14 protein-coding genes are annotated in these 12,141 nt (G+C 58.0%); 1 reads left to right on the forward strand and 13 read right to left on the reverse strand.

The window, feature by feature from the left end; all coding sequences use genetic code 11:
- Positions 1-102 precede the first annotated feature (102 nt).
- From V6E02_RS10620 to V6E02_RS10675, 12 genes are all read right to left on the reverse strand, one after another.
- Positions 103-453, reverse strand: a complete 351-nt coding sequence (locus V6E02_RS10620; protein WP_347308776.1) for a hypothetical protein — start codon at positions 451-453, stop codon at positions 103-105.
- Between the two features lie 22 nt (positions 454-475).
- Entirely contained in the window at positions 476-1,351 is an 876-nt protein-coding gene (locus V6E02_RS10625; protein WP_347308777.1) for a hypothetical protein, read from the reverse strand.
- A complete protein-coding gene (locus V6E02_RS10630) occupies positions 1,348-1,488 on the reverse strand; it encodes a ribbon-helix-helix protein, CopG family (protein WP_347308778.1) in 141 nt (46 codons plus the stop codon). Before V6E02_RS10630 ends, V6E02_RS10625 begins: the two co-directional genes overlap by 4 nt.
- 47 nt (positions 1,489-1,535) lie before the next feature.
- Positions 1,536-3,233: a conjugal transfer protein TraN gene (locus V6E02_RS10635; protein ID WP_347308779.1), complete on the reverse strand. Its 1,698-nt coding sequence runs from the start codon at positions 3,231-3,233 to the stop codon at positions 1,536-1,538.
- The gene (locus V6E02_RS10640; protein WP_347308780.1) at positions 3,230-4,492 is read right to left on the reverse strand and encodes a hypothetical protein; all 1,263 of its coding nucleotides are present in this window, start codon (positions 4,490-4,492) and stop codon (positions 3,230-3,232) included. Before V6E02_RS10640 ends, V6E02_RS10635 begins: the two co-directional genes overlap by 4 nt.
- Positions 4,492-5,235, reverse strand: a complete 744-nt coding sequence (gene trbC / locus V6E02_RS10645; RefSeq protein WP_347308823.1) for a type-F conjugative transfer system pilin assembly protein TrbC — start codon at positions 5,233-5,235, stop codon at positions 4,492-4,494. The genes V6E02_RS10640 and trbC overlap by 1 nt, the downstream gene beginning before the upstream one ends.
- Positions 5,228-6,271, reverse strand: coding sequence for a TraU family protein (locus tag V6E02_RS10650; RefSeq protein ID WP_347308781.1), 1,044 nt, complete (start codon positions 6,269-6,271; stop codon positions 5,228-5,230). Before V6E02_RS10650 ends, trbC begins: the two co-directional genes overlap by 8 nt.
- On the reverse strand, positions 6,255-6,881 hold the full coding sequence (gene traW, locus V6E02_RS10655) for a type-F conjugative transfer system protein TraW (RefSeq protein ID WP_347308782.1): 627 nt from the start codon (positions 6,879-6,881) through the stop codon (positions 6,255-6,257). Before traW ends, V6E02_RS10650 begins: the two co-directional genes overlap by 17 nt.
- 67 nt (positions 6,882-6,948) lie before the next feature.
- Positions 6,949-9,105: a MobH family relaxase gene (gene mobH / locus V6E02_RS10660; RefSeq protein ID WP_347308783.1), complete on the reverse strand. Its 2,157-nt coding sequence runs from the start codon at positions 9,103-9,105 to the stop codon at positions 6,949-6,951.
- Positions 9,106-9,176: 71 nt separating this feature from the next.
- Positions 9,177-9,674, reverse strand: coding sequence for a S26 family signal peptidase (locus V6E02_RS10665; RefSeq protein ID WP_347308784.1), 498 nt, complete (start codon positions 9,672-9,674; stop codon positions 9,177-9,179).
- A gap of 274 nt (positions 9,675-9,948) precedes the next feature.
- Positions 9,949-10,419 (reverse strand): FlhC family transcriptional regulator, encoded by a 471-nt coding sequence (locus V6E02_RS10670; RefSeq protein WP_347308785.1) that lies wholly within the window; start codon positions 10,417-10,419, stop codon positions 9,949-9,951.
- Entirely contained in the window at positions 10,419-10,694 is a 276-nt protein-coding gene (locus V6E02_RS10675) for a hypothetical protein (protein WP_347308786.1), read from the reverse strand. Before V6E02_RS10675 ends, V6E02_RS10670 begins: the two co-directional genes overlap by 1 nt.
- Before the next feature lie 84 nt (positions 10,695-10,778).
- Here V6E02_RS10675 and V6E02_RS10680 point away from each other — a divergent pair, with 84 nt between their 5' ends.
- Positions 10,779-11,186, forward strand: a complete 408-nt coding sequence (locus tag V6E02_RS10680) for a helix-turn-helix domain-containing protein (protein ID WP_347308787.1) — start codon at positions 10,779-10,781, stop codon at positions 11,184-11,186.
- On the opposite strand, the gene V6E02_RS10685 is transcribed toward V6E02_RS10680, so the two are convergent.
- On the reverse strand, positions 11,158-12,021 hold the full coding sequence (locus tag V6E02_RS10685) for a nuclease-related domain-containing protein (RefSeq protein WP_347308788.1): 864 nt from the start codon (positions 12,019-12,021) through the stop codon (positions 11,158-11,160). The genes V6E02_RS10680 and V6E02_RS10685 overlap by 29 nt on opposite strands.
- Between the last annotated feature and the right edge of the window lie 120 nt (positions 12,022-12,141).

The following is a 12,141-nucleotide window of genomic DNA, read 5'->3' on the forward strand; positions in this document are numbered from 1 at the left end:
TGTCTTGGCCTTGCCAACGTAGCCCCGATACTCCGGGACTGAGCCTGGTCAACCCAGAGCCAGCAAGTTGCCTCACAAGCTCCGCCTATGACCCGTCAGGGTTTAGGGGGAGTGGTTGACCCCTTCCGTTGGCGGGCTGCCATCCCGGCACAGGTTCAGCTCATAGTTGACGGCGAACTCGACCAGCTTCCCGTCTTTCGTGGGCACGTTCGCCTGCGTCAGTCGCACATTGAGCCGTTTGCACCCCTCCTGCTTGAAGCTCTTGATGGTGGTCACCTCTGCCATGACCGGCGCGCTCGATTTGGTCGTCTCCCGGAATTTGTCCGCGATCGGGCCGACGATCTCGCCCTGGGCGCGTCCGTCCGGAGCGTCGATGGCTTGCAGGAGCAACGGCTTGGCGCTGGTGTATTCGGCGGCGTGCGCGGAACCTGCGAGACAGATGGCGGCCGCCAAAGCCACCGCTTTTTGGCGCCTGTTACTGAACACCGCTGGCTCCTTCTTCGTTCGACGTGTTTGCGCTGCTCGCTGCTGCCGTGGCTTTCTTTTTCTCTTCCTGCTCTTTCAATTGGTTTTCCTGTTGCGGCGTTGGAATTACTTGCGCACTCCGTTCAAATCTCACGGCGGCAACGGTAGCGCTTCCGCTGTCATCTTTTTTGATGCCATTAACGAGCCCATCCAGCACGGCGTCCATAGCAGCATCGATCAGCGCTTCTGGTGTTTCAGGTGTATTGGCAGCAGAAATGACGGTAAAGGCTCTTTTGTTGTGGTCATCCGCAAAGACCCGCACATGTGCATTTGCTACGCCCGGCACTCGCTTTCCATCGTCGATGGCTTTGCCAATAATCGATGCAATGATGTTTCCGACAATTGCAACGACTACCCCCTCACCGTAAGAAGACACCCCACCAAACGAGTTAGCGGCTTGCAGTAGGTTGCTCGTTTCGCCAGCGGAAAGACCACGAGGAGAAGTCTTGTTCACATCCTTACTGGACAAATCAGACTGCGCTTTGATTGCTGGCGCTATTGGTGGGAGGCCGACACCGTATGCTTCATTAGAATATACATAGCTCGCCTTACCGTCTTTTGGAATTGTAATTCCGCTTTCCAAAACAAGCGTGGATTGCGCTGAAGCTTTCTTGTCAACTACCACATAGCCATTTTTCATCAGACCTTGTGTGAGCCTGTTATACATCGCGTCGTTACATACCGGGCATTTCACCCATACCGCACCTTTCTTTGATAGCGATTGAATGTTCTCGTGTACTCCATGGTACACAGTCAGCACTTCTGCATGCGATGGCGCAATGACCACCATAGCAACGAACGCCAGCAACGAGCGCAGATCTTTCACTTCAATCCCTCCTTCTTCGCCATTTCCCTTATCGCCATCTCGATGATGGACGCCTGGCTCACGCCCTTGGTGTCAGCCAGCAGCTTCAGCAGCTTGAGCGCGTCTTCCGAGAGGCGAAAGCTCGTTGGTTGTTTCATGGCGCTCATTGTAGCGCAGTCCGCGCTACAGCGCAAGGCCTATCTGCTTACTGGCTCCCGCGCTGGTAGTAGTTTTGCATCTTCTGCTGCACAACACCCTGGACGTTTTGCGTCATGCCCTGGAGATTTGGCATCCTGATGTTCGCCATGACTTCCGACATGAACTCGGAGAGATCGATCCTGGCAAAGTCGATTCTCTCGAACTCCGCCTGCGTAAAGCCAGCGCAGCTTGGGCCTTCCGCGCTTCCCCATCCCTTACCGATCTGCGCCCTGCCTTGCTCGTTGATGATCCGGGCGAGGCGGCTGTTGTAGCAGCAATATGACTTGGTCTTTTCAATGCAAATTTTGACGATGGGTAGTTTCTTTGAGCAATAAGTGCCCACCTCATGGCAGAGATTCTGCCCGCGACGCATGGCGAGGATTTGTTCATCCTGATCGCAGGAGAGCAAGTCCTGGATGACCATGATGGCAACCTGGATGGCAAATGAAGTTGGATCGAACGCGAAGTTAAAACCTCCAAAACTTCCAAGATTTATAACATCGAAGCCGAAATTTATCGTTTGCCCAAAGATTTGAAACCCTGGTGCAATCGCTCCTGTCGATACCGTTAGCCCATAAAGACTGAACGATGGTGAATAGGAACTCCACGATGGCGCACCAAACATGGCGCTCATGCCTTGCTGCAATAGTTCGGGGGCGTTATTGTATAGGGCGTCGTACACATACTTGCTGCCCGCGCTAAAGGCTTCCGACCCCACTTGCATACCAATCTGGAAGAGCAGATTGTTGCTATACGCACCCCCTCCCCCACTCTTCTTGCAGCAGTTGGCCAGGCCAAACAGCTTGATCTTGCATTGTGAGCCGAAGCCCTTGAATAACTCCATCGAGTTCGGGTCCATGTAGGTGCCGGCTTCCCTCGCTGCCTCCATGAGAGCCATGGAGCGGGCGAAATCGGGATCGTTTTCATATCCCTTGTCGAAGCACTTCCCGTCCTGACAGAAAAGCTGCCCGGAGCAGTCCGTGACCGTGCTAGTCTTCGGTGGCGCGGACATGCACTTGTAGGTTTTCGTCTCGAACGTGCATTGCCCGTTCACCATGTCCGCCGGATCGCACTGGGAGGATTCGAGCGTGCAGTTCGGGTTCGATGCGTAGCCATCGCACTCAGACGAGTCCGTCCTTCCCGTGAGGCAGGCGTATGTCTCCTGCTTTTTGTAACACCCGTCGGGGGCGACTTGGGCAGGATCGATGCCAGGGGGGAGCGAACTATCCGGCGTCGTCTGCACGCACCGACTTTCCGCCAGGGAGCAATTCGGATTTCCGCTCAGGCTCTGGCATTGCGACGTGTCGTAGTTGCTGGAGACCAGGGTGTACGTATCATCGAGCCTGATCGTGTTCGCCGGCGTCGGCATCGATGGATCGTTGCAGCGCCAGGTCTGCGTGTATTTCATGCAGCCTGTGTTAAACAACGTGTCCATCTGGGCGCACTGGGAATTCGTCTGCCAACACTGCGGCTGGGCGTCTATGAAAGGCTGGCAGTAGTTGATGGCGTTATCGTCGATACAGGTGTACGTGTCCCGGACTTCCCAGCATCCGCCGACGTCTTGCAGCGTCACCGTGACCCCGGAGATGGTTTTCGCCGGGGTCGTATCGACGCATGACGAAGCTGTTTTTGTGCAGGTTGCGCCAAACGCGCCATTTGCCAACAGAAGCATCCAAGGCAGCAACAGGCGAATCGTTCTGATCACTCTGCCCTCCCCTCCAAGGTGGCGCAGCCGTTCTGTGTTGACACGGCCAGGAAGACATACTCCGTCGCGCTGACCGCCCCTTGAATCACCGTGGGGCCGCTTGCGATGAGCCTGTATTGCGACGCATAGACCGGGTAGTTGTTGTCCAGACAGGAGCCGTCCGGCTGCAACGTAAAGCCGCTTGGGCACCCGGCGCCAGGCGCTGTACCGTCACAGGCATACCCGACGATCCCTTCTGACGATACGATCTGTCTCAGATTCGTGCACTGAGCTTGGCCGCACTGGGACACGATTGTCGCGCGACCCAGGCCGTAGCCCCTCCCATTCAGCAAGATAGAAACGTAGTCGCAGGCCGAACTTACACTTGGATCATTCCAAATTGCGCAGATCGCCATCCAATAGTCGCCAAGATAGAACGGACAGTCGGGTCTTATCCCGACGATCCTCCTGTAATCAAGCGGGGCCGGCATGGTATCCACATACACGCCGTTGATCATCATCTTATTCATCCCGAGACTAAAGGCGTACCGAGAGTTCGACACGAACACATCGGTTGGTATGGTGCACCACGACCCGCCGATTTCCATGCAGCGGTCGCCCATCTTGAAACTATATGCACGCAAGACGTTGGCAAATTGCGTTTTGCTGCATTGCTGCGTTGAGTACGATTTCTGGGTCTGTTCACACTGGAAGTTCGCATCCGTATCGATGGTGATGACCCGACCCATCGTGCATTGCTGCTCCCCGATTTCCTTGATTGAGGAGCACGTTTCGGTGGTGTATTGCGCAGGCGTTGTTTCTGTGCGGGTCGTGCATTGCGTGCTCGAACCGCCAACATTCACCCCGAACTGCTGCGCGGCAGCTTCAGCGTTTTGGTTGATCGCCCTTGCCCTCGCGAACATCGGGTCGTGCTTGGTGATGTTGAATTGCGGCCTGATCTGTGGATTTCGGGCCAGGAAGTTCACCGCCTCGCATTCCTGCCGCTTGATGGGATCGGGGTCGGGTGTCGCCGTCGCGCAGGTCTGCATCTTCGTGACGCCAAAGCTCGCTGTCTGCCCTTGACCGCCAGCGAAATATCCGGCTTCAGGCGGGTTCGTGCCATAGCCCGGAATTTTGTCCTGCACCGCTCCGGAATTGATGTTTCCGTAGCTCGACACCGTCTTCCCGGCCGCAAAACCCTTGGCATCATTGAAGATGGATGTCTGGTCGGCGATGGCTGCGCCGGCCCAGAACAGCATCAAAATCGCCACTGCACGCATTAGTTGATCCCTCTGACGATCTTGCTGCGATAACCCCTAGCCTCCGCCGCCCAGGCTGGGCTCTTGCGCTCGATGTAGTCGAGCGCGTAATCCAAAGACACGTCGCCTGACACCTTCACAAAGGTGTCGGTCTTGGCGCACCCGTTGTCGAGCACGTTGGATGCCTCGGACCGCGCCAGTACGACCGCCGGGACCCTGGTCACGCTGAACTGCTGGAATGCCGGCGGGTGGATGGCAACGGGGACATTTCGGTTGCCGATGATGGACTGGATTTCCTCTCCCATCTTCATCATGGAGTCACCTTTCAGTCCGCGAAAAACAAGCGTCGCCCCTGCTCGCTCCGCCTGCTCTGCGGCGCGAACCAGCGCTTCGCGCGGCATGGACAGCGAGACGAACACCAAAAGGTCGGCCTTGCCGCCGCCTTGCGCTGGCTGCTGACCAAGATGCCGATACTTCTCCGCAATGCTGGCGATGTCTGGTGAGGGCGCCGCCGGTTTCGGGATGGCGTCTACTTTCGGCACGGATGGGGAAGCGGCCTGATTCATGCCAGAGGACGGCACCCGCTCTAGCGCTTCTCGCGCTTTCTGTTGGGCTTTTGCTATATCCTCCGCTGTTGGCATGGGCACTGCCGCCGCCCTCTGTTCGCGCAAAAAGGGCTCCTGCGCTAGCGTCGCGCCCGACGCCAGCGACAGGAACACGAGGGGGAGGATGACTTGGAATACTCGTAATCGCATTTCAGCCACCAAACTTGACTGCGCCTTGGCAGCAATTGCGCTTGCGGAATATCTGATACACAAAATCCTCACCTTCGAAGGGGAACTCACGACCTGCGCCCCAAATAGCGGTTGTTCTGCCAAAAGGCTGGCAGCATCGCCCAATCCAGTCCTGCGGCGGGCTGATCTTGGATGGGCTGCCACGGGTCTGCGGAATTGGATAGAGCATCTGGTACTTGTAGGCGGTCTTGTCCATAAGCGGGATCGGGTAGTAGCCGCATAGCCCGCCCTCACCATGCGCGCCCCACATCAAGCCCTCTCGGTGCAGCTTGGCCGTAAGGCGCTGCACGATAATGGACGAGGCCTGCACGCCTCCGACATGCGCCCCCACGTTGCCGTTGAGCGGATATAGCGGCCCCTGGCAGCCGGCACACCAGTAGAACAGGTTGTTCGAAAAGCCTGCCGTCGCAGCGACGCAATCTGCCGCGCAGGCCGCTTGCGCTGGGATGTTGGCGAACAAATAAACGTCCGGGTTCAGAATGCGGGTCAGTTCATCGTCGTTCCATAGCGGATCGAGCTCGGTGAGATAGGCGACATCGAACGACAGGTTTTCCAGGCACCCGTTGTCCAGTACAGCCTGTAGCACGAAAATCTCTGGATCGATGTACCAATGCGCCTGGTAGAACGAGCTTTGCGTTTGCGCTTGGGTTTTCGATCGGCCGTGCGCGGGCGCATCGAATCCTGGGTCCATTTTGATGCCGCCGAGGCTTGCCATGCAGAACGGCTCGCGCACCACATCCACGCGGCGCAATGGCTCCCAAAAGGCCACCTTGACGCCGATCTTGGGCGGGTTGCCACACCAACAGGCAGGATTGCCCCCGACGATATGCGCATCCTCCTGCTGGAACGGGTTGATCTTGGCCCCCGCGATGTATATGGGGAACACGCACGACCAGCAGATGTCCGTGATCGGATTTGCGAACTTGCCCTTACATGTCGCTGCGCTTGCCGACAGCGAGGAAAGCAGCACCAGAAGGCCAAGAAGCAGGCTACGGGCGGACCTCATCGACACGAATCCTTTTTCCTTCCTGGGTAACCACGGCGGGGGACTGGGTGATGGAGAATCGCCTGGATAGCGCCCCACCCTGGTCATAGAACACCTCCCTCTTCCACTCACGCATGAGCTTGAGCGGCTCGCCAGCGACCAGGATCGGCTTCACCGGCATCTTCGATTCCGTCATGAACCGTCTTGCGAACGCCACTTGCTTCTTGTCACGGCCATCGAAGAAGAGCAATGCCTTGCTCATGCGGTCGTAGTCGAACGGGTTGATCCTTGTGCCGGCCGGATAGAGGATGCGGCCATACTCGTCTTGAATGTTGCGGTCGAGCGTGAATGTGGGGTCGATGTAGAACGTTCTGGCGGTTGCAGTCGGCTTGATGCCCGGAACGGGGTTTGGCCGCTCGATGCCTTCGATGACGCGGCGCTTGTAGTCCTCTTCCAGCTTGGCAAGCTCGCCCGTCTTTTCCATCCTGCGGAACTTGTCCTTGAAGACCTCGATCAGGTCGCGCTCGGTGATCTCGTAGGTCGGGCCGATCACACCCAAGTCTTGTGCGCGGAGAGAGCCGCAAAAGACTAGGAGGATCAGCGAGATTGCGGCAATCGATCGGGATGGCATAAAGAGTATGCTGACACACTTCAACCCTCGAAATTGGCGTTAAACGCGCTTATTTTGGTTGCTTTTCTCAAAGCTTGAATCGGACAACGCCGCCATCCACTGATAGCCTATCTGGGTCTTTGCTCCCCAGCTCCCGCAGGCGTCTGTGCGTGATCCGCAGCCCGCGCTTTTTGCACGCCGCAAGCACGTCCTGCTTGTTGATGATGAGGTATCCGTCAGACTGCACGGTTGCCGGAAGGTCTTTGATCGCCGCCATCACGTCATCCACAGAGGGTAGTCCGGCCGAGTCCGCCACATCCCCCGCACCCTGATCTCCGTCCGTTTCGCCATCGACGCTTGCGGGTGTCTTGCCAGGCTGCTCATTCCTTTGTTGGGTGTTGGTTTCGCCGAAGCTTGCTGCGCTCGTTTTTTCATCAAGGCTTGCTGCCTCACGCTTTGGCTTGCGGCTCTGCTTGACGGGTTTCGCTTGCATCCGCGGGTTCTCTGGTTCGGCTGGTTTCTTCGCCTCCTGGCATGGCGGATTTTTGACTTCGGTCTCGATGCGGCCGCCATCCAGTGCTGCTCCGGCCTCCTGGATCAACGCCTGGCTGATTTCCCGCGTCAAGCGGATGGCTTTCGCAGCGCCGTCCTCGAACTGTGCTTCCATGACCTTTTTCAAGGGGGCCATCGGGTCGATCCACAACCACTCCCGGCTACCCAACTCGTCGAGAATCGACTTGGGAGTCAACCCATACCCGCTGAAGGCATCCGGCCACCGGAGCAGCACATGCTGGTCCACATCGATGACGACATCGACCCCCCATCGCTTGTCGCCGGACTTGAGGTCCTGCGCGAGCGCCTTGATGGCTTCACCCACGGCGCCGTCCAGAACGATTGGCTGCGTCCCGTTCGATGCTTTGGTGACGGCTTCCATGGCAGGGGCGTCCTCCAGAGACTTGTCGCCGCGAAGGGATGGCTTGCTCCTGTCATCTGGCTTTCTGCCGCCGTTTTCGCCTTGCGGCTCGCCAAGGTCACGAGCGTCTTCTGGAAGAGACTCTTCACCGGATTGAGCCAGTGGCTGGGCGCCGCCGCCCTTATCGTTGACGATTGCGCCCTCAACCGAAGGGATTGGCACGGATGACACCATCGCCTCATCCCTCAGCCGAATGGCTGAGAGACAAATATCAGGAATCTTGTCCGACAGCACTTTAGGCGCGATCTTCCAGAGCCGGTCCCCTGGAGCAGCGCCTTCCCGGACGAAGGCAATCTGCCGCTCCACCAGCATGTCCAGGATGCCGTCCGGCGTTCTCGGGATGCCGGGAATGCCGTCCTCGCGAACCTGTCTGGCGATCTCCTCTCCGGCAGCAGGCCAAACCAGGTAGATGTGCCCGCCGATGTTCCACAGCCGCGCACCGGGTTCGTTGATGAGCCACACGCCTTCTTTGATGAAGCGGCGCATGATGTCCGTCAGATGGCGCTCGACAGGCACGCCAAGGTCGTATCCGGCCATCGCGACGCCGAGCGTCTTAAGGTCGCGCTCGACGCTGGTCTGGTCGGCCTTGATGACCAGATCGTGGATGAGATTCGTCGGGCTTGGGTTGTAGGCGAGAGATTCCATCAGCCAAACGATGAGTTCCGTTCCCCCCTCTTCGATCCATTCGAGCGTTTCCGCTCCGATGATTCGATCCGCGATCAGATTGGAAAGGACGGTGTGCTGCCGGGAACGGCCTTCACGCCAATCGAGAAAATACGCCTCGACACCGTTCTTCATGGCCCAGGCGTAGAGGTCTTCCTTGATAGGCTTCCAGATCGCCGTCCGATCTTTGTTGGTCACGGTGAGATCGGTCACCGGCTTGCCAGCGTCATGACATAGCGCCGCAAGAAACACGGCCAGTTGCCAGCGCGGCTCCATTTCGCGCCGCTGGGATGGCGTCTTCGCTGCATCCAGCAGCACCTTGTCAGCGGATTGAAGCGCCCAAAGGCCGACCTCGATGGAGTGCCGCAGGAGGCCGCCAGCGCCTCGATGATGGTGGGACTGTGACGCCGGCAGCAGGTGGGCGAATTGCGCAAAGCGCCGGATTGCAGACAGGTAATAGCGCTCGAACTGCGCGGGCAGCGCGATCGCTGTGTCGGCGATGCGTTCGATCAGCTCGGCTTGTGTTTCCAGTAGCTTTTCTGGCGACACAGCCGGGAGGCCCTTCATGAATGGCGGGTAGCGCGGAATTTCATCATCACGCCATTGCATGACGTGCTCGCGAGCAACAGGCTGGTTTTCCTGCTTCGCGCGTCTCCACCAAAAAATCACGCCACCGTCCTTTAGAAAATCTTGATTCCTCGTCCAACGATCTGGCTGTCTTTGACCCAACCAACCAAGGCATAGCGAGAGTCGAGGCTGTCGGGGTTGGGCGCGGCCATGTAGTACCGCCCTTCCGGTATGACGCCGACCGGACCGGGGGCGAGAGGCATGCCGTGCTTGGACAATGGTTTGGCGCGGCCTGCAAACTGTCCATCGACGAAGTAGTCGCGATAGCCGTTACCTCGATCCGTAGCGGTCACCACCGATCCTGGCATCCCCAAGACGCGCTTGAGGAACAGGCTTCCCCGCTCATAAGGCCCACCACCGTTGTAACGAAATGCCGCCAGATCGCCTTTGCCTGGTTTCGCGCCTTTCTCGACAAGAAAGATCGTGCCCGGCAAGGAGTTGGAGACGTTGATAGTCAGGGCGAAGTACCGGCTGAACGTGACGAAGGCAACCAGCATCCAGAGGTACATCGCGGCGCGGCGGGCAAGGTGAGAATAGAGTGCTTCGAGCATGCCTGCATGGTACGTAGGCGTGACATGGAAAACGTCACGAAAAGCGCACGGAAACGCGCTGTTTCGCTTCCGTTCCGCAATACCTACACAAGCCTAGCCATTACTGGTCAACATGCTTATCAAGGATCAGGACCGCTTGCGGCGCATGCTACGGCGGTTTTTGGATAACGTCGCATGATGAGATAGACCTTGCGCCAGGCATCGAGTGCGGTCTTCAAAAGCCGCTCGGCTTCCATCTTGTCCCGGCCACCTCACCGGGTCGGGTTTGGGTGTCTCAGTCGGCGAGGACCCGTGTGTCGCAGAACGGGCAGCGATCAGTGTGCCTGCTGCCAGCGTCATAAATGAAACCCGCGTTGCATTGGTCGCAGCGGGGAAACGCCACGATTCCAACCTTGACATCCCGAACGGCGAAATACGCCGCGTTGATGTCGATCGGACCGCAGATGCGCTGAAACTCGCGCCAGGTCGTCAGAAAGCTTTCCGGCGTCAGTTCCGACCCATGCAATCGTCTATGGAGAGCGACGAACGCGGACAACCTGGATGCTGAATCCTTGTCCTTTATGTAAGACAGGACGGACTCCGGCAGCTTGCCATTGGGCGGCCGGACGCCGTGGACATCCTTCCACCACTGGCGCAGGGTGCGCGTCCCGATGCCCGCCATACCGCGAACAATGGACAGCCGCAGCCCCGCCCGAATGAGCGCGTGGGCTAGTTGGAGATTTTCGAGTTCGGCTAGTTCGACCATCAACGCTTCTGCAAAGCAACTACTGCCAGCGAATAGGCTGCTCGCTGGCTCTCCTGAATATCTATTAGTCGAGTCAGCTCGGCCTCGCTGAGCCTGAAGGTGATGAGGCTGACCCCGGCTCCTTGGGCTATCGCCTCGATCTGGTCGATGCTTAGGTTGGCCAGACGGTCCAAAACGGGCCGGGGCAGGCCGGTAATGACCTCTCCTGCCTTGGAGCCTGCCGCTTCCCTTGCCATAATGAGAAATTGGCGGTTTAGCGAAATGATGTCTTTCATGGCGCGTTTCCAACTTGCCCTACGCGCTCAGTATAAACCGTATTCGGTATGTGTCAAGAAAAAAGAGAGCCAAAAGGAGACTTTTTGAAACCCACCATCGGGAAGCGCCTAAAGGCTTGGAGAAAACATCTTGGGCTAACCCAGGAAGAGTTCTCTAGCCGGACAGGATTGCATATTGGGGTTGTTCGCAAGTACGAAAACGGGGTCAACGTGCCTGGCGGGGAAGCGCTTGTCGCCATTGGCAAAACAGGTGTCAACCTGAATTGGCTCCTGTTGGGGCAAGGAGACATGTGCGCGGAGGGCGAAGCCAAGTACCCCGCCTTCGATGATGCCTATCTTCGAAAAATCGACGCAGTGAAGGGGTTGCTCGACGGGCTGGAAGAGGATAGGCGGAACGCTGTTCTTGAAGAGATTTTCTCTCGCGTTCAGGAGGCGAAACGAGTAGCCGACCTCGAAGAGCTCGTCAGGGAGATGGCGAGAAAGCTTGGCTGAGTTTTTCGTCGGGCCTTGCTGGTTGCCGCTCCTTGCGTTCGAACCATTCGTGGTGGCGGCGGATGGCGACGGTGATCTTGCGGACCTGTTCTGTGTCGAGAGGCGTGCCGCGCGCGAATATTCTCTGCATGTTCATGCGCCACACCTGGGCCAGAAAGTGGACGGTCAGGCCGCTGATGTTACCGAGTTCGGCTCTTGGGTTCGTCAATACCACAGCCCGCACGATTTTGACGTCGTGTCCGTTCTTTCTGAGCAGTCGTTCCAAGGCATCCGCCGCGTCATTGATCTGGCGTGACGGGCTTCTCCCGCCGTTGTCCACGATCGGAACATCCCGCTCAATGACCTTGCCACGTCTGTCTGTCTTGTCGCGCCACCAGCGGTCGCCGTTGCAGTGAATGACTCCGCCCAAGTTCTTGACCTCGAAGGCAAACACGCCTTTCGGCCCCACCAGGATGCGATCGATCTCACCCTCATAGGCACGGTAGCCGACAATGATGGTCCAGCTATCGTCGAGGTTGCCGCGAAGAAGCCGGTCTAGCCTCCTTTCCCCGTCAAGGCCAGACTTGATCTTGGCTTCCTCGATCGCCAAACCCTCTAGAGTGGCTTGGTGTTTGCGGATCGCTTCCTCGGAGGCCTGCCGCTTGCGCTCCACTTCCGCGAGCAGGTGTGCGCCATGGTTCGAAAGCTCCACAACATGAGGTAGGCGCTCCGGCTCTAATCGATGCGGCGCCTGTTCGTGTTTGGTTGCTTTACGTTTGCGCTCGTGCCGTTCGGCGATGATGGCGCTAACGGCGAACAGGATGGCGAGCGCGAATAGGAAATAGACGACGATCATACCGCCACCAAGTCGTTATTCGGAAACGAGACGCGAACGACGCCTCCCTTGCCTGGCTGTCGTGCATGTTGCTGCCGCCACTTCCAGCGCGTGGTAAAGGTGCCGTCTGGGTTCGGAGCG

The sequence above is a fragment of the Thiobacter sp. AK1 genome (assembly GCF_039822265.1).
Lineage (GTDB): Bacteria > Pseudomonadota > Gammaproteobacteria > Burkholderiales > Thiobacteraceae > Thiobacter > Thiobacter aerophilum.